Genomic DNA, 23,783 nt, shown 5'->3' on the forward strand with positions numbered 1-23,783 from the left:
TATTATTTTTCCTAATTATATGAACTTTGAATCGCATAGTCTATAGCTATTTCTTTAATTTCACGTTCTGTATATTTAGAATGTAATAGCTTATTAGCGAGTTCAAGTGTTTCATCAATAGGCTTTTCAGATACTTTACCAATCATTATTTTGTCATTTATCTTTCTATCAATAAATTCTGAATCTGTTAATAATTCTTCATATAGTTTTTCTCCGGGACGAATGCCACTTTCAATAATCCCAATTTCATCGATATTATAACCACTAAGTAAAATCATTTTTCGGGCGAGGTCTAATATTTTAACTGGTTCACCCATATCTAGAATGAAAACTTCACCGTTACTTGCAAAAGCACCAGCATAAATGACAAGACGACTTGCTTCTGGTATTGTCATGAAATATCGGGTCATTTCGTAGTCTGTAACTTTTACTGGCCCACCTTCTTCAATTTGTTTTTTAAAGGCGGGAATGACTGAGCCTCGACTTCCTAAAACATTTCCAAATCTTACAGCACAATATATTGAATTTGAATTCTTATTCATTCCAGTTACAATTAATTCTGCCATACGTTTGGTCGCCCCCATTATATTGGTTGGACGGACAGCTTTGTCAGTAGATATCATGACCATTTTTGAAACTCCTGCTTGATCAACTGCTTTGGCCACATTGTAGCTTCCATAGACATTATTTTTTATTGCTTCAAACGGGTTGGCTTCCATAAGTGGGACGTGTTTATGTGCGGCTGCATGGTAAATAATATCAGGCTTTTCACGTTTAAATATTTTATAGATAGTATCATAATCTTGTACATCTGCAATCACTGGAACATAGTTAGTTCCAGTATATTTTTCAATGATTTCGTGATAAATTAAATAGATAGAGTTTTCACCATGCCCGAGTAAAATAACTTTTCTAGGACTATGTTTTGAAATTTGACGAACTATCTCAGAACCAATTGAACCACCAGCACCAGTAATAAGAATAACTTTGCCTTCAATTTCATTTCTTAATACACTAGTATCTAATTCTATTTCTTTTCGACCTAAAAGATCAGAAATTTGTACTTGTTGGACATTAGGTTGCTTATAATTTCCAGTAATAATGTTTTCTACTGATGGCATTTTGAATACATTAATATCAAGCGAGTTGCAAATATCTAGGACTTCTTCGTATTTTTCTGATGAAAGTGAAGGGATAGCTACAATCATTTTATCAATGTCTTTTTCTTTTTTTATATGTTCTAATTGTTCAAGACTGCCTAGTACAGGGATTCCTTTAATTTTGGTCCCAATTTTTGTGGGGTTATCATCAATTATCCCAATAAAATTATGGTGTTGACTGGTTCTATTTGAGAATTGTAAATAAAGCGAGCATCCATCTCCAGCACCGTACAGAAGTGCTTTCTCATTACTTTGTTCGGAAGAAGGTGCTGTTATAGTATTGTACATCAATTTCCAAAATAATCTAATTCCTATGACACCTAATGTTGAGAGGAGAGTGACAATAAAAGTAAAACGTTTAGAATAATTGCCAGTAATCATGGTTGCGATAAAGCTACTAAAAACATTACTTGATAAAATAATTAAACCAGTCAAACCTATCTCTAGAAGACTGATATATCGATTGATTGTTTTATTAAGTGATAATAAATGCATACCTAGTAAATAAATAAGATAGGTAAGTCCAACATAGATGAGTAAATATTTAAGGGGTAAAAATATTAAATCATCAAAAATTATTTTTCCAATTCCAATTGATACAGTTAAAATAATCAGATCAAAAATAAACCAAATAATATTTTTTGTGATTAATGATCGCTGATTTACAAAATCAAGTATCGTTGAATTAGTGAAATTGCTTTTCATTCCGTCACCTTCTAAATTATATATTCTTAATTAATTATAACATAATTTTCTTACTGTCCTATGAAATATTTGAGATTAATTAAAATTTTATTTAATTATAATATTGACTGTATATAGAGGCTAAATAAAATAATGAGAGAAAATTTTCTTAATATTTTATGTACTATTTTGTCAGTGCATTTCATTTGTAAGATTTTTAAAGAGTCTATATAATAAAGTTGTCCTATAAAATGGATAGTTATTATCAAAGACTTGTTAAAAATATAATTACAAAGGAGAGATTGGAATGGTAAAGGTTGATAAAGACAATGATTATAAAGATATAAAAGTAACGTCGGATGATAACATAGATATAAAAGAGGCTAAGGATGAAACAGTTTACGTTCATGATTATGATGATCGAATCGAAAATAAGGATGTAAATATCAAACATCCGGATCATTCTACAGAATATGTAGAGAGCGACCGCAGACATCGTGAGTATTCAAGTACCGATTATGATGTTGTTAATAGTGATTATAATGTAGTAAATGCGCGAGCAGGTTATAATTTATCATGGCGTGCTGTATTAGCCGGTTTAATAACTTTTTTAGCTTCAAGTTTAATGTTCTCTCTTATCGGAACGGCAATTGGTTTAGGTGTACCAACTCTTACTAGTTCTCAACCAATGGAGGGTGTTGGAACAGGCTTAATTATTTGGCTGGTTGTTTCTTTAATTATTTCGCTTGGATTAGCTGGTTATGTAGCAGGAATTACCGCAAATCGAGCTGGATTTGTTCATGGTTTCCTTACTTGGGCTCTTAGTGTAATTACTTTATTCTTCTTATTAACGAATGCGGTTATTGGCACTTTTAATGCGATGGGGAATTTTCTTGGTATGACGGGACAGGCAGTAGGTGATGCAGCCCAAACTGTAGGTCGAGGGACTGCAAATCTTACAGAACAAGCCTTTAATACAGTCACTGAAGAAATGAATGTGGATACTTCTGAATTAGATGGAACAGTAGAAGAAGTGTTGAAAGATACTGATATTCCTCAATTACAACCAAATTATCTACAAGATCAAATTGATGATTCTGTTAATGATATCACTGAGACTGGTAAAGCGATCGTAGTAGATCAAGAAGATCCAAAAAATGCTTTTGATGATCTTAAACAGAGTATCCAAGCACGAGTGGATGAAATTGGAAAAGAATTAGACCATGATCAGTTAGTAGAAGCAGTATCTAAAAATTCAGACTTATCAGATCAAGAAGCGGAACAAGCGGTTCAAAACATTGAGGAAGCCTATGGAAATGCGAGTCAAGAAGCAGAGGAAAAATTAGCTCAGGCTCAAACTGAATTGGACAAACTTTCTGAAGATGCACAAAATGTTGCTGAGGAAGCCCCAGAGGTGGCAGAAGATGTGACAAATAAAGGAGCTAAATACTCTCTATACTTGTTCCTAGGGTTACTAGCAGCCTTGTTCTTAACTTCATTAGCAGGACATTTAGGATCAAAAACAACAGTTCCAGATGATGATTATGATCATGATAACATTCATCGTGTGAAGTATGATCGTTCATTGGAAAATAAGCGAGTTAACTAATAAATATAAAATATAAAAATAAATCCACCGTATTTTTAATTAAATGCGGTGAATTTATTTTTTGAAAAGTCCTTCTCAAGTAGGAGGTCTTTTTCTATAAATAAGGTATCATTAATTAATAAGTAAAAGAGGTGATAATTTTGAAAAAATTTTTAAAGTATTTAGCGGTCACAATGGTAATTTTGTGTTTTGCTCTATGGGCAGGATTTTATAGTTTAGGCCATTTTGCAAGTGATTTGAATAATGAATTAACACAAGAAGATGCTGAATTAGTGAAAGATCGATTAGAGGAATCTCAAGAGTTGATCACTATGAAATATTATTATACCAATATGGGGATGTTTGAAAATCAAAAAGCAGTTAAAGAATGGAAGATTCCTTTAACGAAATCTGAATTTATGTTGTCTTATAATGGGGTCATTAATGCAGGGATTGACTTGAGTCAAGTGGATTTATCGATTGAAAATGAGACCTTAAAAGTAAGCCTACCTGAAGCAAAAATACTCGCGCATGATGTGGATGAAAATTCTATTGAAGTTTTCAATGAAGAGACTTCTGTTTTTAATCCTCTGAAAGTGGAGGATGTTACGGATCTTCAAGTGAATTTATCTGATAAAATGGAAAAAGAAGCACTTGAAAATGGTTTGATAGAACAAGCTCAAAGTTATTCTGAGAATAATCTTAAAAATTTATTGCATTCAATTGTAGATGAAATGGGTGATTACGAGATTGAAATGGTTTAAGCTTCTTTTTTAGGTTCCTTGCATAGCAAATTAAATGCGATATAATATTATAAGAAATCTTTATTTATAATTTATAGATTGAGGTAATCACTAATGACTCCGAAAGAACGTAAAAAAGCGATTCGACAAGGTAAAGATGTTGACCGACAACCCATCACTCTATTTCATCCTGATTTTGCAGCTAAAGTCTTAGGAATGACGGTTCATGAGTCTACTTTTCAGGCAGAAAATTTAGCTAAAAGAGAAATCAACATGTATTCAACATTCGGTGTGGATGAAGTACAAGTGATGTATACTGGAATGCCAAAATATACTTCTTCCTTGATCCATGATTTTTCTGACGTGTCGAAACTGGACCCTTTTAACTATAGTTTTGAAAAAGATCGACGACAAAAGATTAATTATGAAGCAATTGAAAGAATTCAAGCAGCTATAGGGCAAGAAATCACAATTACTTACGGTGTTTCTGGCCCTATTACGCTTGCAGGTGGATTAATGGGGCATGAATTACTACTTCGAGGATTACGTAAGGAGAAGGAGATTATACACCAATTACTTCGCTTTACGACAGATTTTTTGAAATCAATGGCTGAAAATTTTAAAGAACTAGAACTAAATTTTTGTATTTTTGACCCTGTAGCATCAGGATCACTAATTAGTCCTAAGCAGTATAGTGAATTTGCTCATCCTTATTTAAAAGAAGTGATTGCTGATTTTCATCATTACTCTGAAGAAGTCTCTTTACACATATGTGGCAACACCACTAAAATTTTACCAAAGATTGCTGAAACGGGTGCAGATTACTTTTCATTAGATCAAGTAGTGGATATTGCAATGGCTAAAGAACTTATTGGTGATAAAATAGGTCTGATGGGCAATATCAACCCAACTCAGGTATTGATGCAAGGAAGCCCTGATATGGTTTATAACGAAGTAGATTTGGCTTATAAAAAAGGACATGATTGTCCGAAAGGATTTATAATTCGTTCAGGATGTGGAGTTCCATATGATACACCAGTTGAAAATGTACAAGCATATATAGAAGCAGCAAGTGAATTAGGAAATCGTTAGATGAGTCGAATGTTGATTTATGATCTTGTTTTGTGATGTTTTGATCAATTGATTAGTGTATAATAGAAGAAATAGATAAATAATTGTAAGGTAGGTTATGGGATGAAAATTACAGTTGCGGGTATGGGCTATGTTGGATTATCAAATGCGATTCTATTAGCACAACATAATGATGTGACAGCGATGGAAATTCTTCCAGAGAGGGTAGAACTGATCAATAAGGGAAAGTCTCCAATTGTGGATAAAGAAATATCAGAATACTTGGCCAATCAATCGCTTACTCTAAAAGCGACAAATGAACCTCGAGTTGCTTATTCAGGGGCTGAGCTGGTCATTATAGCGACTCCTACTAATTATGATGATGAAACCAATCATTTTGATACGAGTGCAGTAGAAGCGGCTTTTGAAATGGTTGCGAAATACGCCCCCGATGCGACAGTTGTCATTAAATCCACCATTCCAGTTGGATATACCAGCGAGGTTCGTAAGCGGTATAAAATGGACATTATATTTTCTCCAGAATTCTTAAGAGAAGGGCAAGCGTTATTCGATAATTTACATCCTTCTCGAATTATAGTGGGGGAAGAATCTTACAAGTCTGAGCAAATTGCACAATTATTTGCTCAAGGCGCTTTGGATGAGCAAATTCCGATTCTTTTAATGCCTTCTACAGAAGCTGAAGCTGTTAAACTGTTCTCGAATACATATTTAGCGCTTAGAATTTCTTATTTTAACGAATTAGATACTTACGCTGAAGTAAGAGGTCTGAATGCTCAGTACATTATTGAGGGAGTTGGACTAGATCCAAGAATTGGCAGTCATTATAATAATCCTTCCTTTGGTTATGGAGGCTATTGTCTTCCTAAAGATACTAAACAACTATTAGCGAATTATAAAGATGTTCCTAATAATTTAATTCAAGCGATTGTAGATTCTAATGCAACGCGAAAAGAACATATAACAGATCAAATACTAAAAGCTCAACCTAAAACGGTTGGAATATATCGCCTCACCATGAAATCTAATTCTGATAATTATCGACAATCAGCTATTATTGATATCATGAAACAAATTAGAGCGGAAGGTAAAGAGATTTTGATATATGAACCTACTTTAAAAGAGGCTACTTTTGATGGTGAGAAAGTGATGAATAATTTTGATCAGTTTATAAATTCAGTTGATATAATTCTGGCAAATCGCTATTCAAAAGAATTAGAACAGGTTCAAGATAAGGTTTATTCTCGTGATATCTTTCATAATAATTAAGCTCTACGTAAACGTTATTAATAAAGTCCCCCAAAAATTAGATATGAATCTAATTTTTGGGGGATCATTTTATTATTTTTTAATCATGACGATGTTTGAAAACATCTAGTTGATTAAGAGCTTTTTTTAAGTCAATCTCAGCCATGTGGTAAGCTTTAATATCTTTATTGATCAAAGCTTGTTTCATCGCATTTTCAGCTAAACTTTTCTCCATTTGTGCATTCGCATCATCAATGTCTCGAGCTCTTATCGCCATATTTGCAATAATCGTAAGATCGTTGTCGCGAACTTCTAATAAACCGCCATTAATCGCAATATAATCTAAGTCATCTTGATTTTTAAGAGGTGTTACAATGACTGGAGAAATTTCTAAAGCCGTTATCATGGTGATATGATTGGGGAGAATGGTTAACCCACCTGCAACTGATTGAACATGACATTTGAGGGCGTTTTTCATATAGACCAGTCCATTGGGAGAAATAATTTGAACTTGGAAATGATTAGTTCTTTCTTTCATCCAAATCCACTCCCATATTCTTAGCTTTAGTGATTGCATCTTCAATTGTTCCAACATTTCGAAAGGCTTCTTCAGGTAAATCATCGTAATGACCGTTTAAAATTCCTTCGAATCCATCTAAGGTTTGTTCAATCGTGACATATGAGCCAGGAATACCGGTAAATGCCTCTGCAACATGGAAATTTTGTGATAAAAATAGTTGCATACGACGAGCTCGACTTACAGTAATTTTTTCGGATTCACTTAATTCATCTACACCTAGGATGGCAATGATATCTTTAAGATCTTGATAAGACTGTAGAGCTTGTTGCACTTCTCGAGCAATTCGGTAATGTCTCTCACCTACAATTTCTTCAGATAAGGCTGATGAAGAGGAGGCGAGGGGATCTACTGCGGGATAAATCCCCTGTTCAGTTAGTTTACGTTCAAGGTTAGTCGTTGCATCCAAATGCGAAAAGGTAGTAGCAGGAGCAGGATCTGTATAATCATCAGCTGGAACATAGACAGCTTGAATAGAGGTAATAGAGCCTGCTTTTGTGGAGGTAATCCTTTCTTGCATGGCTCCCATTTCTGATGCCAGTGTTGGTTGATAGCCAACGGCAGATGGCATTCTACCTAGAAGAGCAGATACTTCAGAACCTGCCTGAGTAAACCGATAAATATTATCAATAAAGAGCAAGACATCTTGATGCTTCACGTCTCGGAAATATTCGGCCATTGTGAGACCTGATAGGGCAACACGCATACGTGCTCCAGGGGGTTCATTCATTTGGCCAAAGACCATGGCTGTATTCTTAGAAACTCCTGATTCCCGCATTTCTTGGACTAAGTCGTTTCCTTCACGTGTTCGCTCCCCAACGCCTGTGAATACAGACAAACCACCATGTTCTTGTGTAATATTATGAATTAATTCTTGGATAAGTACTGTTTTACCTACTCCAGCTCCTCCAAATAGACCAACTTTCCCACCTTTAAGATAAGGGGCTAATAAGTCAATTACTTTAATTCCTGTTTCTAAAATTTGAAAAGTAGAAGTTAGTTCACTATATTCTGGTGCATCCGCATGAATTGAATTTCGAGGAACATCTGGGAATAGATCAGGGCCATTATCTACCACATCTCCCAACACATTAAAAACTCTGCCTAGGGTGGCATCTCCAACAGGAACTTTGATTGCTTCACGCATATCAATCACAGCCATACCTCTTGATAACCCCTCTGTTCCTTCCATCGCAATGGTACGGACTGTATCATGGCCAATATCAATCGCTACTTCTAACACCACCTTGCGATGCTCTAGAATGGTTTTGATATCAGTTTCACTTGTTACTTCTTCTAAATCAGTAACGATTAGTGCATGATGAATTTCTGGTGTTCCGAATTCTACCGGAAATGAGACATCTACCACCGGTCCGATAACTTGTGTAATATGTCCGATGCGCATCTTTATTTCCTTCTTTCTTTTTGTTGTGCTTGTGCTCCAGCAACAATTTCTATAATTTCATTGGTTACTTTGACTTGTCGTTCTTGATTATATTGTAATTGTAAGTTTGCAATCATTTCATTGGCATTATCAGTAGCTATTTTCATTGCGGTCATTCGTGCAAAATGTTCAGCTGTTTTTGCTTGAATGAGAGCCCCATAAATATTTGATTCAATATATTGTGGAATGAGACCTTCTAATACAGCTTCGATACTTGGTTCGATTAGATAAACTTTTGTGATGGGATCTTCATTTTTGAGACCATCGTCTAACGGTAGGTTACTATTCAAAGATAGGATAGGTAGTAGTTTTTCGACACCAAAATGATAGGCAGAGCCTGATCCGTAATGATGAAATGCTAGATATAATTCATCGATTTCACCTGAGATAAAGGCTTGACGTAATTGGCGAATGAAATAGTGAGCTTCTTCATAAGAAGGTTCATCTGATAAAGGATAGTAAGAGCGAGCAATTTCGTAATCTCGTTCTTTACAGTATTTTTTTCCACTTTTACCTAAAGTATAAAAGCATAAGTCATTGTGAGTATAACCTTGTTCTTTTATCCATTCATCTAATCCATTAAAAAGATTAGCATTATAGGGTCCTGCAAGTCCCTTATCAATACTAATTAAGAAAATCCCAACTTTATTTACGTTTCTCGCTCTAATTAATTGTTGAATATCAGCTTGTGTGAAATTAGGTGGAGTCACTTTTAGCGTATAATGCAATTGCATGATCGTACGACGTAGATGATCAATATAGACTTGATATGTTTGTGCCATATCAAGCATATGATTCACTTTATTATGAGAGACCATTTGCATAGCATTTGTAATTTTTGCTGTTTTTTGAGTAGTTAAGATATGTTTTTTTATTTCATTGAGTGCCATTAATGATCACTTCCTGAAGCTAGCTCTGGCTGATAAGTAAGGTTAAAATTAGTTGTAAACTTATCTAAAATATTATGGAGTTCTAATTCAGTAGGCAAGGGACGGTTAGATTCTAAATCTTTTAAAATTTGAGAATAGTTAATGGATAAAAATTCAGTTAATTGTTGCTCATATTTTGAAATAAGATTTAGTGGAATATCATCAAAGAAACCATGTCCAAGGGCATAGAAAGTTATAATTTGAACTCCTGCTCTTAATGGTCGATGCAAGGGTTGTTTAAGTATTTCAACAATTTTTCGTCCTCGTCTTAGTTGTCTGGCTGTCATTTCATCAATATCAGATCCGAAAGAAGTAAAAGCTTCTAATTCCCGATAAGAGGCGAGATCTAGCCTCAGTGTCCCTGATACTTGTTTCATAGCTTTCAGCTGGGCTGCTCCACCTACACGTGAAACTGATAAGCCTGCATTGATAGCTGGCCGAACACCAGAGAAGAAGAGATCACTCTGGAGAAAGATTTGCCCATCTGTAATAGAAATGACATTGGTTGGTATATATGCTGAGATATCTCCAGCCTGAGTTTCTACAATTGGAAGTGAGGTAATAGAACCTCCGCCTAGCTCTTTTGATAATTTGGCTGACCGTTCAAGTAAACGAGAATGTAGATAGAAAATATCTCCTGGATAGGCTTCTCGGCCAGGTGGTCTTTTTAACAAGAGTGACATTTCACGATAAGCTGCAGCTTGTTTAGATAAGTCATCATAAATTATCAAAACATCTTTACCTTGATACATAAATTCTTCTGCCATTGCTGTTGCTGCATAGGGAGCAACAAAAAGTAGGGGGGCAGGTTTGGAAGCAGAAGCCGTCATCACAACAGAATATTTTAGTGCATCATGATTTTGTAGAGTTTGAACAATGTTTTTAACTGTTGACTCTTTTTGGCCAATTGCCACATAGAAACAAATAACGTCTTGATCTTTCTGATTTAATATAGTGTCAATTGCAAGAGCTGTTTTACCTGTTTTACGATCGCCAATGATGAGTTCACGTTGTCCTCGACCAATGGGAACGAGGGAATCTATTGCCTTAATTCCAGTTTGTAAGGGTTCATTAACGGATTCTCTTTCCATAATTCCTGGTGCCTCTATTTCAATAGGGCGAAATTTTTCATTATTAATGGGTCCTTTATCATCAATGGGGCGGCCAAGCGCATCTACGACTCGTCCTAATAATTGAGTTCCAACAGGTACTTCCATAGTTCGATTCAGTCGTCGAATAAGATCACCTTCATGAATTTGATGATAGGATCCAAAAATAATAATTCCAACTTGATCTTCTTCAAGGTTTTGAACCATTCCGATTGTCCCGTCATCAAATTCAACCATTTCGCCATACATTGCTTTGTCTAAGCCAGAAGAAAAAGCAATTCCATCTCCAACGTAAGAAACAGTTCCCACTTCTTCAACAGCGTCTTCAATTTTAAAGTCTTTTATTTGTTGAATAACATCTTGTGTAAATTTTTTATCTAGGGTCATTTGGACACCTCTTCAATTTCTGGAACTTCGATTTGGTCACGTAAGTTTCGAAGAATTTCTTGACCAGAAAGTTCGTAATAAAATCTTTCACTAATCAGACGAACTCCAATAACAAGAGTAGGGTCAACAATTGTGATCAGTGATTTAATTGATAAGCCGGTAATACGCATAAATTGTTTTGCGATTCGGATTTTATCTGATTCGTTTAGAGGAACGGCACTTGATATAAATAATTTTTCACCAGTAAGTTCTTCGCTGGGATCTTCGCCGTTTTCATCATTTTCTGGTGATATACCTAATATTTTAAGTAATAAATCATCTTCATAACTAACCTGGCGACCAGCTCCGAGTGCTTGTGATTCAATATCGAATAGGGTTGGGATTTTAGATTTGTTCATCTAATTCCTCCATTCTTTGAATAAAGCTTTTAATCATATTTTGATGATCTTCTGGTTTAATTTCGCGTTGTAAAATTTTTTCAGCCATAGCAGATGCCATATGAACGAGTGATTCTTGCATATCTACTGCAAATTGTTGGCGCTGAATTTTAAGATCCTCTTCAGTCGCATGTATCATTCTTGCTTGTTCTTGGCGGGTTTCTGCTAGCATGGAGTCATGAAGGTGAGTAGCGTCAATATGGGCTTGACGTGTAATCTGTTCAGCTTCTAAATGGGCTAATTTCAATTTTTCTTCAATTTGAGCTTGCGCTTCTTGATTAACCTTTTTTGCATTTTCTGCTGCATCCCAATCATTGCTTATTTTTGTTTGTCGAGCTTCTAAAGTCTCATTAAAAGGTTTCCAAGCAAATTTATAAATGATAATTAGGAGGGTAGAGAATGCAATAATAGTTAATAGAGCTTCACCCAGAATTAGGTTTATGTTCAATGGGGACACTCCTTCTCTGTAAACTTTTAACTAAAAATAAGAATAAATGCGATAACAACTGCCATAATTGGAATGGCTTCGATAAGACCGACTCCTAAAAACATCAGTGTTCTTAATTGAGAATCTAATTCTGGTTGACGTGAGATCGATTCAATTGTTTTTGAAATAACCATACCGTTACCGATTGAAGCACCAAAGGCAGCAATTCCGACAGCTAGTGCAGCAGCTAATGTATTCATAGATATAACACTCCTCTAATTTTAATGTGAAATTTTGTGTGATAAATAAACCATTGTTAAAGTTGTAAAAATATAAGCTTGGATCGCACCAATAAAAACAGAAAAACCTTGCCAAATGAGTTGTAAGGGTAAAGCTGCTCCCCATGTGATTGGAAACCAAACCATAGCAAAAGAGGCAATTAATCCTAATAACACTTCCCCCGCAAAAATATTACCGTATAAACGGAGGGCTAGTGTGGTAGTGTTGATTGTTTCTTCCAAAATCTGAATGGGTGCCTTTAAGATGTTGGGTGAGGCATAAAATTGCTTTAAGTGTCCGCCTAATCCATTAGTTTTAATTCCAAGAATATGGCCGGAGAGAATAGAAATCACGGCAAGACTAACTGTTACGATGGGATCAGCAGTGGGACTTCGCCAAAATGAATAGTGTTCTGACACTAATAAAAAGGGGAGACCGATCAGATTAGAGACAAAAATAAACATCAGAAAGGTGAGACCCAAAATAACATAGATCGGTTGATGTTGGCCTAATGTTGAATCACAAATTCCTTCTACAAATTCAATAATATATTCCATTAAAACTTGTGCTTTGGAAGGGCGATCTAGTGACAACTGACGGCTAGTCCATAGACAGATGGCTAACACAATTAATACCACAATGATTGTTGAGATCAGGGTATTAAAATTGAAAGATAAGCCAAAAAAGCGGATAAGCGGCGTTTCTTCCATTTACATTCCTTCTTTCAATTGATTATGGGCTTATTTTACGCTTTTTTTTGGAAAATTCAAATTTTATAACTGAAAGTTTGGTTTAGATACTTTCAATCGACAGAATTTACGCCATATTCAGCGTTGAGGGCCACATACTACTATAATTCAAAAAAAAATATTTCTCAAATTATACAAAAAAAGCTTGCTAAAGGGTTATCATCGTGGTCCACTTTAGCAAACTTATTGTAATTAAGAATATTATTTATAAAGATTCAGCCAATTTTTTAATATAAGGGATAAATTCATCTTTTACTTCTGGGTGGTCAAGTGCGAAAATAATAGAAGCGATCAACATCCCATAGGCTTCTCCTACTTCATACCATTCACCTGGGTATTCATAGGCAAGAATTTCATGATTTTGATTATAGTCAATTAAGGCATCCGTCAATTCAATTTCGCCTGTACTACCTGGTTTTAAAGATTCGAGAATAGGAAATATTTCTGGTTTTAGGATATAACGGCCAGCTGCTGCCAAGTTTGAGGGAGCTTCACCTTGAGGTTTCTCGATTAACCCTTTGATATTAAAAATATGATCTTGATTAGTTGTTTCAATATCAAGCATGCCATAGCGTTTGGCTTTATCTTCATTCACTCGTACTCCTGCAATGGTAGTTTTACCATATTCGGCATAAAGATTGATCAGACTTTGTGAGAGGTTTTCTCCTCGAGTAATATCATCCCCTAAGAGGAGGAGGAATGGATCTTCTCCTACAAATGTTTGGGCATGCAGAACAGCATCTCCTAGACCCTTAGGGTATTGTTGTCGAGTGTAATGAATATTTAAATCAGAAGTTTTGGTTGCAAGTTCCAATAATTTATCTTTTCCTTTGGATTTCAGATTTTTTTCCAAAGAAAAATTGGCATCAAAATGGTCCTCTATTTCTTGCTTGCCTTTACCTGTAATGATCAGGATATCCTTGATACCAGCTGTTAATGCTTCTTCAACAATAAATTGGATCGCAGGTACATCAATAATCGGCAAAATTTCTTTGGCGACTGCTTTGGTAGCAGGAAGAAAACGAGTACCCAATCCTGCTGCAGGAATGACAGCCTTGGTTACTTTGGGAAAATGTGTCATATTTAGCCTCCTATTATAAGTTTTGAGCCGTTTCTTTAATAAATTGGATCAAGTTTTTTTTCATCTCAGGTAAGGTTAGCCCATATTCAATGATTGTTTGCATATAGCCAAATTTATTCCCTACATCATAGCGTTTACCATTGAATTCAAGTGCAAAAACCCGTTGAATTTGATTTAAACGATCAATGGCATCTGTTAGTTGGATCTCATTCCCTGCACCTGGTTCCTGCGTTTCTAACAAAGAAAAAATTTCAGGTGTTAAGAGGTAACGTCCAATAATGGCCAAATTTGAAGGAGCGACTTCTGGTTGAGGCTTTTCAACAAAACGTCTGACATTATAGACACCTTCTGAAAATTCTCTTTCAGGGTCAATCACTCCGTATTTTGAGGTTTCTTCTTTGGGAACAGGCATAACTGCTAGAGTTGAAGCATGGGTCTGTTCATAATTGTTCATTAACTGCTTGGTTAGTGGAATTTGATCTACCATCAAGTCATCGCCTAGCATCACGACGAAGGGTTCGTTCCCTACAAAATTTTTAGCTTGGAGAACCGCGTGGCCTAATCCTTTAGGATAGGATTGTCGGGTGAAGAATAGATTGATCTTATTGAGATCTTTAACTGTAGCCAACAATTCTTCTTTTCCTTTAGCTTCTAAAGCAGCTTCAAGCTCTTCATTAGCGTCAAAATGGTTTTCAATAGGGCGTTTGCTTCGTCCAGTGACAATGAGAATGTCTTCTATACCAGAATTAATGGCTTCTTCGACAATGAATTGAATCGTCGGTTTGTTTACAATAGGCAACATTTCTTTAGGCATTGCTTTGGTGGCTGGTAAAAAACGTGTTCCTAGTCCAGCCGCAGGAATAACAGCTTTTCTGACTTTCATAAAATCCCCCTTAACCTTATTTGGTGTTTTTATTCATTCTATGTTATTTAATTAAGGTTCGCAAGACAATAGAGTTTAAATGAAAGGATTTTAGAATATACTATGGTTAAATTATGAAGATTTATTTTGAGCCTAGGCAAATTTGAATAAAAGCGCTATAATAACAGTGTTTATTTAGAGAGGAAGAGTAATGTGAAGCGAATTTTAATCAAAATAGCACTTATATGTTTCTTTAGCATTCTATTTTTTGGTCAGTCAATGAGAGTAGAGGCAGCAAACTTTAAAGAGCCTTTTGCGATGTTATTGATGGGCATAGATACTGGGGATAAGGGAAGAACTGATCGAGGTCGGTCAGATGTTTTGATGGTAGCGACAGTGAACCCTAGTACTGAAAAAGTAGTGGTTACTTCTATTCCACGAGATGCTTATGTGGATATTCCGGGTCATGGAATGGATAAAATTAATCATGCTTATGCTTTTGGAGGGGCGGACCTTTCTCGAGAAACTGTGCAGTCATGGTTAGGCATTGAGATCCCATATCATGTCTGTGTTGATATGAAAGGCTTAGCCGATATTGTAGATGCGGTGGGTGGTGTAGATGTAGTTCCGCCATCTAGTTTTGATATTGGGGGATATAGTTTTGTTGAAGGACAACAAACTCATGTAAATGGTGATCAGGCTTTGGCATATGCTAGAGAGAGATATACTTCTGGTGGCGATTATGCACGCCAAGAGAGACAACGACAAATCTTATTGGGAATTGTTAATTCTGGTTTAGCGAATGCTTCCGGAATAAAAGACGTTTTGTCGATGGCTACTCAAATTGAGCATTATTTAGATACTAATTTATCATTAGTTGATTTAGGAAGTTTAGCGCTTGAGCACCGAGATTTGAATCCACAGATAGATTTTAATCAGTTTCAGGGGGAAGGAACTGAAATTGATGGTATTTATTACGACCAAATCACGGAAGAATCTTTACAGGAGAATTTAAAAATAATTAAAAGTGAGTTGGAAGTTGGTCCCGATAATATTGAAAATAAGGAACAAACAATTAATAAACCTGCTTAGTTAATTTAAGAACCGCTGCTTTATAGCGGCTCTTTTTTTATAGAGAATAAAAGGAATTCATTAAAGAGGAGAGAGAGAAATGAATGTGATTTATGAAGATAACCATCTTCTGATCATTGAAAAACCAGTGAATGTTCCGATCCAAGCCGATAATAGTCAAGACCAGGATTTACTGAGCATGGCTAAACAATATATAAAGAAAAAATACAATAAGCCAGGAAAGGTTTATTTAGGTTTAGTACATCGACTGGACCGTCCAGTAGGGGGAATTGTTGTTTTTGCTCGGACATCTAAGGCGGCTAGTCGATTATCTGATCAATTAAGACGACAGGCTATCGAACGAGGTTATTTAGCCATTGTACGAAGCCAGCATCTTATTAAAAAAGGTACTTTAACTCATTATTTGTATAAAGATCGAATTCAAAATCAAGTTTATATTGTAGACTCTGACCATGCTCAAGCTAAAAAAGCTGTTTTAAATTATGAAGTGCTCGAAACAATCTTGCATGAAGAACATGGCCCTTTATCATTGGTCAAAATAAATCTAGAAACGGGTCGTTCGCATCAAATTCGTGTTCAGTTCGCCAATATTGATGCTAGTTTGTGGGGAGATCAAAAGTATGGATCCAATCAAAATAAATATGGACAACAAATCGCTCTTTGGGCTTTTGAATTAGGGATGACTCATCCTACAAAAAAAGATTGGATGACTTTTCACCTTTCTCCTCCGGAAACACCCATTTGGTCAATCTTTAAAAATACGATCGAATCTCTAAAAAAGTGAAAATTGGGCTATAAAAATGGGAATAGGATTTATATAATAGAGAAGAAAACTTATTACTATCTAAATAGGAGGGAAAAAGATGTCACTATTTGATCGTCTTTTGGGAAATGCAGGACAAATTGATAACCAAAAAGTTGAAAGTGCTGTTAAGGAAATCCTTGCTGATAATGAAAAATTAGAAATAAGCTTTAAATTAGTTCGAGATCTGGTTATTTTTACAAATAAGCGATTAATTATGGTAGATGTTCAAGGAACGGGTGCCAAAAAGGTTATGCAAAGCATTCCATACTATTCAATTAGTCGTTTTTCAATTGAAACCGCCGGAATAAATGACCTTGATTCTGAACTTAAACTTTATATTGCTGCATCAAGCAAAGAGGTTGTCAGCTTAGAATTAGGTCGAAATAAAGAAAATGTTTATAAAATTGCTAAAACTTTGGCGAATGAATTATTTGCTTAATCAGCAGTGGAGATAAGTGGAAATTTATTTTTTATGCTGTGGATACTTAAGGAGCAGGGGCAAAGAAGATGTATCAATATATATCAAAAATAATGACAGGGGCAAGCTTAAAAAGAATTGCATTAATAACAATGATTATTGATCATACAGCTGTTGCGATCATCCAAAACACAATTTTTATGCAATCGTATAAATACTCAGAAAATTTTTTGCTGATTGCCGAACAATGGTATAATTGGATGAGAATGATTGGACGTATTGCCTTCCCACTTTATATTTATTTGATGATCGAGGGATACTTTCATACGAGTAATCTTAAAAAATATTTTCAAAGGCTATTAATTTTGGCATTGGTTTCTGAAATCCCTTTTGATTTGTTGTTAAATGGTGAGATATTTAATTGGAGTCATCAAAATATTTTCTTTGAATTGATAGCGATTTTGTTTTTGTTTTATTTCTTGGATAAGTGTAGAGGGGAATGGATAAAAATTTTAGCTGGAACTATTGTGATAGCCACGATAAGCTATTTTTTTCAATTCGATTACTCTTTTTATGGAATTATAGCAGCTTTCATAATGTTTTATGCATATGGAAATAGAACAAAAGAAGCGTTATCCATTATTCCAGCTTTTCTATTTGAATTTTATTCAATCTTTGTATTTTTAAGTGCAGTTTTTATTTTTTACTATAATGGTGATCGAGGAAAGATTAATTCAAAACTCTATTATTGGGCTTATCCACTTCATCTATTGTTACTGTATCTGATTCATTTATGGATGATTCAATAAAAAATCACTTTGAAAGAATTCAAAGTGATTTTTTTAAAGTAAATATAGAACTAAGGTTCGACTAAGGATGATTCCAATACCGAAACCAAGAGCGATACTTATAATATTCATTAGGGCATCTAAAGCTTTAATGATGCCAGCTAGATTATTGCCTTTTAACAGATCCCTCATAGAATTTGTCATTGAGGTTGCGGGATAGAAAGGCATAATCATTGCACTGAGTAAGATATGATGATGGAGCTCATTTGGGAATTTACCATCTAGAAAAAGAATAAAAATAGTTCCCACAGCAGTGGCTAACATGGTAAAGGAAAAGTTAGTATAATAGATAAATTGCCGGGTATAAGCCAGTAAAATAATGAGTCCGCCTACTAAAATAGAAACGAGGATATCATTGGCATTACCACCAAATAAGATAACAAAGCAAATGATTAAGAGAATATTTGTATAGTGAACCAGTCTGTAATTGGGCTGGTTTTTAATTTCTTTTAATAATTTATAGGCCTCATCGACATCAATTTCATTTGATACATAGCGTCTTGAAATTTCATTTACTTGGACAATTTTTTGAATATTATTTGCACGATGGTTGATACGGACTACATCCGAAAAGTTGTATTCCGTATATTCAGAATCGGTTAAGGATAGAAAAAGACCTGTCGCATTCGAAAATGAGGAAGGTTGGTCAAGTCCAGAAGTTTGCATAATTCTTAAGGTTGTATCTTCCACACGATATTCTTCTGCATTTGACTCTAGAAGGATTTGTCCAGCAAGACTAGCTAATTTGAATATTTTTTTATAAAGCAGTCGTATTGTCCTCACATCCTTCCCAATGCACTTCTTTAATCTATATTATTTTAGTATGTCTTTTAAAGATTAGCAAGTCTAGAGTGTGTTCGATAAATAATAAAACCAAAACTTGCTCCAATAATTGCAGGAAGTAGCCACCCCAGATTTGCACTATATAGTGGCCAAGCTTTAATTAAATTAGGATTAAAATGAATAAGGAATTGATCGAGTATTTGATAAAGCGCGATCATCGAAAAGGCGGTTAAATAAACGATTGATTTGTGTCGGAATAGAGGGGAAATATTTGCGAGCACAATCAAGGTTATGGTATAGGGATAGAGAATATTCAAAACGGGTAAACTGAGTGAAATAATACTATTTAGACCTAGGTTTGCGACTAAAAATGCAGTGATGCATAGACCAGAGACCCATTGTTTGTATGAAGCTGTCTTTGGAAAAAGTTGCTCTGCCATTTCAGCACAAGCTGTTACTAAGCCAATCCCGGTCTTAAAACAAGCTAATGTAATGGTTAATAGGAGAACAAACCCTCCCCAATTACCAAAATAATGAAAAATTAGATGAGTCAATATATCGCCACCATTCTCACTAAGTGAGAATTTATGTCTTTGCATTGCACCTAAGTAAATTAAGGCAATATAGACAATTGCCATCATGAGACTCGAAATGATACCAGATTTTAAAACAGATAATGATATTTCTTTTGGATTATTAATTTGATAAGATTTGATCGTTCGAACAACGATGATTCCAAACGCCAGTCCAGCAATGGCATCCATGGTTTGATAGCCATCTGTAAAACCTTGCATGAAAGCATGATTTTGATAATTATTAAGAGCGGGTAAATTGTTTGGTGTTCCTAATGGATGAGTAATGGCTACTAAAAATAAAATAGCAATGATAATTAAAAATAGTGGATTCATAACTTTTCCAATAATATCAATTATTTTTCCAGGTTTTAAAGAGTAATAATGAATAATTGCAAAGAAAATAATTGAAAAGATAGCTAACCAAATCGATTCATTGTCTTTAGAAATCCATGGTAAAATACCAATTTGAAAAGAAACGCTTGCCAAGCGAGGAATTGCAAAGAGAGGCCCAATGGTAAGGTAAAGAAGTAAAGTAAAAATCCAACCAAATTTTGGATGAATTGATTGGCTAAGATCTAGTAGATCATTCTTTTGGGTAACACCCTGAGCATTAACAGCTAATAAAGGGAATCCAGTTGCTGTGAGCAGAAAACCTAATCCTGCTATAAACAATTTATTTCCGGCATCTTGTCCAATTTGTAATGGAAAAATGACATTTCCCGCACCGAAGAAGAGGCCAAATAATAAAGACCCTATTGTCAAAGTTTGTTTAAAAGTGAGTTTGTTTTTCATAATCGGCACTTCCTATCATCGAATTTTAATAAAACTAGTATAACTTGCAAATTAATAAATTACAAATTGAATTTACTATTATTTTTATTTCGAAGTAGGTAGAATTAAAATTGAGGTGATTTGAAATGACGTTCTGTGAAAAATGTGGAGAAGAACTATCAGAAGTGAAACACCATTGTTTGGGAAGGGCTAAGACTATTTCAGCTTATATTCGGATTCAAGAGGTAGAAATACAGCCTATTTTACAAAAAGTTGATAGCGTTATTCGTGAAGTGTTATTAAATGCAGAGTCTGGAATTAAATGGGGGATGCCGTCTTATTGGGAAGACCGTAATATCATGCATTTTGCAGCCCATAAGAAGTATTTCAACTTATACACGGGAGCTGAAGCAATAGAAAAATTTGATCATCAATTAGAATCATATGTAACGACAAAAGGAGCGATTAAATTTCCATATGATCAAACAATTGATTACGATTTAATTAAAAAAATAACTGAATGGTGTTATCAGACAGGAAATCATCATTAAAGGAGATAAGTAGATGGTATATGAAGCTAAAATGAAAGAAAATGAACAAAATGTTCTTGAATTTATTGAACGAATTGAGAGGGAACGTAAGAGGGAAGATTCTCTCCAACTACTTGAAATTTTCGAAAAGGTGAGTGGTTACCCTGCAAAGATGTGGGGGGCATCGATCATAGGTTTTGGAAAATATGATTATCAATATAAGTCTGGTCATAGTGGTTCTGCTCCTTTAACGGGTTTTGCACCAGGAAAAGGACATAAAATATCATTATATCTACTAATTCCTTATACAAATGAGATGGCTCCTTTTATGGAAAAATTAGGTAAATTTACACATGGCAAATCTTGTTTGTATATTAATAAATTATCGGACATTGACATTGGAGTCTTGAAAGAAATGATAAAGTTCAATATAAATTATTTGAAAGAAAAATATCCAGCTACAAAATAAGTGAAACTCAGAGAGCTTTAGCTCTCTGAGTTTTTGTTAAAATGCACCTGCGCCACCACCCCCACCGCCATCTGAGGTACCATCAAAGAAACCACCCCCATAACCTGAATCCCGATCAGATTCAGAGCTGAAATGGGTATTACTAGCATGAGCGATGTTTTTCTCGATAGAATTTAAATCAGAGAAATTGTGGGTGAGTATTGTATGATGAGTATCACTATTATTTTCAGTTTGATAAAAGTGATTCAATTCTTTAGCGACTTTTTCCCCCTCACCTAGAACATAGGCATAAATTAAGTAGGTTTCCCATAAAGGGATGCTTGCGATTTCTCTAATATTCATGTTACCAATATCTGATAACATACGTTTAAAAGCCATCCACTCCTGGTATGTATTTGCATCTCTATCATTTACCAGAGGATGTTTTTTGGCATAACGCTGAACTAAATAACTAATGAGGGTTATAATCGGCCAGACAAGGATAAATTCTTTTGTTAACCCATCAGTAAAAAATTTATCTTTTGATGTACCGATCATTACAATTAAAGGTAACCAATTACTAAATTGAAGAAGACACCCAGTAAGAATAAAGCGGTTGGGAGCTTCAATCTTTGGTAAAAATTTTTCTACTTCCTTTATTAGTTCTTGTTCATAATCATTAATATTTTGGACTTTATCTGTATAAAATTCGTTATTTTCTTGATAATAATCTCGATATTGGTTTAAAGCCAGAGGATTTTCATGGTTTGCTTGATAGTAAAAATCATATAAAGGAAGCTCAAAAATTTCTAGCTGATCTTCTTTATTTTGATAGGCAGTAATATATGTCTTGTATTCCCAACGGCTTTTTTTAACTTGTTTGATTTCAATTGCTTTTTTTCTCGCTAATTCTAATGTGCCTGCTACAATTTCAATTCTACTTGCTCCCATTTGTTGGGTATTATAGTACTTTAAATACATCCCTAATAGAGCTGGATGAATATTTGAAGGAGGGGAGTAGAGGTAATTAGGAACAGTTTGAGGTTGGGAGCTAAGTTGTCTTCTCCTTCTGAAGTGTTTGAAAAAACCAAGAATAGGGAAGATGGCTGGTATATATAAGCATAATTTTGCCGAAATTTGATAAATCAATCTTTTTAGTGTGTTATTGCGGTTATATTTTGCTACTTTTTTTGTCATTTGATTGGAAAGTTGATCAAAAGAAGTATTTGATTGAGAAAAATTCTGATTCTTCGGTACTAATTCACTAGGAAATAAAGCATAAATTTCGATGAAATTTTTAGGAGGATTTTTCTCTATTACAAATTGGATAGAGGATTCATCCTGATGAGTGATTAGTTCTAGTTTTCCTTGTGGGGAACCAAACGCCCATGCTTTAAATTTGTCTGTGTTTTTAATATTATCGGGCAAAAAAATTTTCCCGGTTACATCAACTGGAGATTCAACCCTATCACCAAGAACTTTCCAATTGAATTCAGCTGTGTCATTATAATTGGTAATGATGTTATCTACAGTATATTCAATAACAAAATGACGTGTTTCATTATCAGAAGGCATAAAAATTTGATAAGAATGCAGACTACCATCTCTTTCATGAAGATAGTAGGGAACATTTGCTCCTGAAGTTGTTGGTTCATTTGATACTTCTTGTTTGTTTGTATTACCAGAGGTATAGGTATAAATCGTTTCATTTAGTATTTTATGTTGAATATTTGAATTTTTGGCACTGGAGATATCGATCCATAGATAGGCACCGTTTATATGATCTATCTGATAAGTATAGTCCTGTATGAAGGTAGCAGAACCATCGTCGTGTAATGTGACCTCAATATCAACTTGATCAATTGAATATGAAATATTATTTTCAGCGTTGATAGGAATACAAATCCATAGTGACAAAGTTGTTAGGATGAAAATAATGATAAAGCATGCTGATTTTTTCATAGATTATCCTCCTATAATATTAAGAATAGTATATCAGTTAATTTTTAATATTTACATATTCAAAATCATCGATTGAGCATTATGTGTGTGGTTAGATAATTTTTAAGTTATGATTAAACTAATAAAAGAAAAGAGGTGGTGTAATGATGGAATTTAAAGACGATGATAAGAGAATATATGTTGTAAATGAAGCGGGACAAGAAATGGGCCAAATGATTTATGAGAATCATGATGATCATAATAGGATTCATGTGACCCATACATTTACGAACAAAGAATTTCAAGGGCAGGGTCTAGCAGGAAAATTGTTGGATCAAATGGTAAAAAAAGCAGAAAAAGAAAATAAAAAAATAACAACAACCTGTTCTTATGTTGAAAGAAAATTTGATCAAGAGTCAGAAAAATATCAACATGTTATGGGATAATTAAGTAAACTTTTAAGGTTCAAACGTTAGTTTGAACCTTTTTTTATGGGTCATTAATATTTTCAATAATTAACAGAACTTCATGCTTGGTAAGTCAAAGAGAAAATCGAGAAAGGTGGGTGTTATATTTTAGTAATCGGTTGTCATATTTGATGGGGATCAGTTTATCTCTTCCATGATGCCATAGGAATATTAAAAATTTCTTGAATCCTTTGGATAGAAGATGTAAGCTTAATATTCAACAGATTTTAGCATAGAAAATGATCTAATTTGAGGGCTAATATCAAAAAAGAGATAGTTAAATTATTTATATGAACATTAATATAAAAGTAT

General features: G+C 34.5%; 25 protein-coding genes. 11 read left to right on the forward strand and 14 right to left on the reverse strand.

Annotation, left to right across the window (positions count from 1 at the left end; genetic code table 11):
* Positions 1-11: 11 nt before the first annotated feature.
* Entirely contained in the window at positions 12-1,865 is a 1,854-nt protein-coding gene (locus HZY91_RS00600) for a polysaccharide biosynthesis protein (RefSeq protein WP_197113524.1), read from the reverse strand.
* A 286-nt stretch (positions 1,866-2,151) separates the two neighbouring features.
* On the opposite strand from HZY91_RS00600, the gene HZY91_RS00605 reads away from it, so the two are divergent.
* The 4 genes from HZY91_RS00605 to HZY91_RS00620 all read left to right on the forward strand — a co-directional run bounded on the left by HZY91_RS00605 (position 2,152) and on the right by HZY91_RS00620 (position 6,533).
* Complete coding sequence (locus tag HZY91_RS00605; protein ID WP_197113527.1) at positions 2,152-3,453, forward strand: hypothetical protein; 1,302 nt, start codon at positions 2,152-2,154, stop codon at positions 3,451-3,453.
* A gap of 140 nt (positions 3,454-3,593) precedes the next feature.
* Positions 3,594-4,196, forward strand: coding sequence for a DUF4230 domain-containing protein (locus HZY91_RS00610; protein ID WP_197113531.1), 603 nt, complete (start codon positions 3,594-3,596; stop codon positions 4,194-4,196).
* Between the two features lie 93 nt (positions 4,197-4,289).
* Complete coding sequence (locus HZY91_RS00615; protein WP_197113534.1) at positions 4,290-5,267, forward strand: uroporphyrinogen decarboxylase family protein; 978 nt, start codon at positions 4,290-4,292, stop codon at positions 5,265-5,267.
* 102 nt (positions 5,268-5,369) lie between these two features.
* Positions 5,370-6,533: a nucleotide sugar dehydrogenase gene (locus HZY91_RS00620; RefSeq protein WP_197113550.1), complete on the forward strand. Its 1,164-nt coding sequence runs from the start codon at positions 5,370-5,372 to the stop codon at positions 6,531-6,533.
* Between the two features lie 79 nt (positions 6,534-6,612).
* Here the strand turns inward: HZY91_RS00620 and atpC are convergent, their stop codons facing one another.
* The 10 genes from atpC to galU form a co-directional block, all read right to left on the reverse strand.
* Positions 6,613-7,050 (reverse strand): ATP synthase F1 subunit epsilon, encoded by a 438-nt coding sequence (gene atpC / locus HZY91_RS00625; protein ID WP_197113552.1) that lies wholly within the window; start codon positions 7,048-7,050, stop codon positions 6,613-6,615.
* A complete protein-coding gene (atpD, locus tag HZY91_RS00630; RefSeq protein ID WP_197113555.1) occupies positions 7,034-8,494 on the reverse strand; it encodes a F0F1 ATP synthase subunit beta in 1,461 nt (486 codons plus the stop codon). Before atpD ends, atpC begins: the two co-directional genes overlap by 17 nt.
* A gap of 2 nt (positions 8,495-8,496) precedes the next feature.
* The gene (gene atpG, locus HZY91_RS00635) at positions 8,497-9,423 is read right to left on the reverse strand and encodes an ATP synthase F1 subunit gamma (RefSeq protein ID WP_197113558.1); all 927 of its coding nucleotides are present in this window, start codon (positions 9,421-9,423) and stop codon (positions 8,497-8,499) included.
* Complete coding sequence (atpA, locus tag HZY91_RS00640; protein ID WP_197113561.1) at positions 9,423-10,958, reverse strand: F0F1 ATP synthase subunit alpha; 1,536 nt, start codon at positions 10,956-10,958, stop codon at positions 9,423-9,425. The genes atpG and atpA overlap by 1 nt, the downstream gene beginning before the upstream one ends.
* Positions 10,955-11,356, reverse strand: a complete 402-nt coding sequence (locus HZY91_RS00645; RefSeq protein WP_197113564.1) for a hypothetical protein — start codon at positions 11,354-11,356, stop codon at positions 10,955-10,957. The genes atpA and HZY91_RS00645 overlap by 4 nt, the downstream gene beginning before the upstream one ends.
* On the reverse strand, positions 11,343-11,843 hold the full coding sequence (atpF, locus tag HZY91_RS00650; RefSeq protein ID WP_197113573.1) for a F0F1 ATP synthase subunit B: 501 nt from the start codon (positions 11,841-11,843) through the stop codon (positions 11,343-11,345). The genes HZY91_RS00645 and atpF overlap by 14 nt, the downstream gene beginning before the upstream one ends.
* Before the next feature lie 26 nt (positions 11,844-11,869).
* Positions 11,870-12,082 (reverse strand): F0F1 ATP synthase subunit C, encoded by a 213-nt coding sequence (atpE, locus tag HZY91_RS00655; RefSeq protein ID WP_218957723.1) that lies wholly within the window; start codon positions 12,080-12,082, stop codon positions 11,870-11,872.
* A 21-nt stretch (positions 12,083-12,103) separates the two neighbouring features.
* A complete protein-coding gene (gene atpB, locus HZY91_RS00660; protein ID WP_197113576.1) occupies positions 12,104-12,811 on the reverse strand; it encodes a F0F1 ATP synthase subunit A in 708 nt (235 codons plus the stop codon).
* Positions 12,812-13,055: 244 nt separating this feature from the next.
* Entirely contained in the window at positions 13,056-13,931 is an 876-nt protein-coding gene (locus HZY91_RS00665; RefSeq protein ID WP_197113579.1) for a UTP--glucose-1-phosphate uridylyltransferase, read from the reverse strand.
* 13 nt (positions 13,932-13,944) lie between these two features.
* Positions 13,945-14,814 carry a UTP--glucose-1-phosphate uridylyltransferase GalU gene (gene galU, locus HZY91_RS00670; protein WP_197113582.1) on the reverse strand — a complete coding sequence of 290 codons (870 nt, stop codon included), beginning with the start codon at positions 14,812-14,814 and terminating at the stop codon, positions 13,945-13,947.
* A gap of 192 nt (positions 14,815-15,006) precedes the next feature.
* On the opposite strand from galU, the gene HZY91_RS00675 reads away from it, so the two are divergent.
* From HZY91_RS00675 to HZY91_RS00690, 4 genes are all read left to right on the forward strand, one after another.
* Complete coding sequence (locus tag HZY91_RS00675) at positions 15,007-15,885, forward strand: LCP family protein (RefSeq protein ID WP_328751342.1); 879 nt, start codon at positions 15,007-15,009, stop codon at positions 15,883-15,885.
* Positions 15,886-15,964: 79 nt separating this feature from the next.
* Positions 15,965-16,669 carry an RluA family pseudouridine synthase gene (locus HZY91_RS00680; RefSeq protein ID WP_197113585.1) on the forward strand — a complete coding sequence of 235 codons (705 nt, stop codon included), beginning with the start codon at positions 15,965-15,967 and terminating at the stop codon, positions 16,667-16,669.
* Positions 16,670-16,748: 79 nt separating this feature from the next.
* Entirely contained in the window at positions 16,749-17,129 is a 381-nt protein-coding gene (locus HZY91_RS00685; RefSeq protein WP_197113588.1) for a PH domain-containing protein, read from the forward strand.
* A 68-nt stretch (positions 17,130-17,197) separates the two neighbouring features.
* A complete protein-coding gene (locus HZY91_RS00690) occupies positions 17,198-17,917 on the forward strand; it encodes a TraX family protein (RefSeq protein ID WP_235991441.1) in 720 nt (239 codons plus the stop codon).
* Between the two features lie 33 nt (positions 17,918-17,950).
* Here the strand turns inward: HZY91_RS00690 and HZY91_RS00695 are convergent, their stop codons facing one another.
* A complete protein-coding gene (locus HZY91_RS00695; RefSeq protein WP_328751347.1) occupies positions 17,951-18,739 on the reverse strand; it encodes a threonine/serine exporter family protein in 789 nt (262 codons plus the stop codon).
* A 47-nt stretch (positions 18,740-18,786) separates the two neighbouring features.
* The gene (gene brnQ / locus HZY91_RS00700; RefSeq protein WP_197113591.1) at positions 18,787-20,106 is read right to left on the reverse strand and encodes a branched-chain amino acid transport system II carrier protein; all 1,320 of its coding nucleotides are present in this window, start codon (positions 20,104-20,106) and stop codon (positions 18,787-18,789) included.
* A 125-nt stretch (positions 20,107-20,231) separates the two neighbouring features.
* Between brnQ and HZY91_RS00705 the strand changes: the two genes are divergently transcribed.
* Together HZY91_RS00705 and HZY91_RS00710 are read left to right on the forward strand one after the other, a co-directional pair.
* Positions 20,232-20,636, forward strand: coding sequence for an iron chaperone (locus HZY91_RS00705; protein WP_197113594.1), 405 nt, complete (start codon positions 20,232-20,234; stop codon positions 20,634-20,636).
* Positions 20,637-20,649: 13 nt separating this feature from the next.
* Positions 20,650-21,084: a DUF1801 domain-containing protein gene (locus tag HZY91_RS00710; RefSeq protein ID WP_197113597.1), complete on the forward strand. Its 435-nt coding sequence runs from the start codon at positions 20,650-20,652 to the stop codon at positions 21,082-21,084.
* Positions 21,085-21,120: 36 nt separating this feature from the next.
* Here HZY91_RS00710 and HZY91_RS00715 read toward each other — a convergent pair whose 3' ends face one another.
* Positions 21,121-23,025, reverse strand: a complete 1,905-nt coding sequence (locus HZY91_RS00715; protein ID WP_197113600.1) for a DUF2207 domain-containing protein — start codon at positions 23,023-23,025, stop codon at positions 21,121-21,123.
* 146 nt (positions 23,026-23,171) lie between these two features.
* On the opposite strand from HZY91_RS00715, the gene HZY91_RS00720 reads away from it, so the two are divergent.
* Positions 23,172-23,450 (forward strand): GNAT family N-acetyltransferase, encoded by a 279-nt coding sequence (locus tag HZY91_RS00720; RefSeq protein ID WP_197113603.1) that lies wholly within the window; start codon positions 23,172-23,174, stop codon positions 23,448-23,450.
* Positions 23,451-23,783: the final 333 nt, after the last annotated feature.

Origin of the sequence: Facklamia lactis (assembly GCF_015863205.1) — a bacterium.
Classification (GTDB): Bacteria; Bacillota; Bacilli; order Lactobacillales; family Aerococcaceae; genus Facklamia; species Facklamia lactis.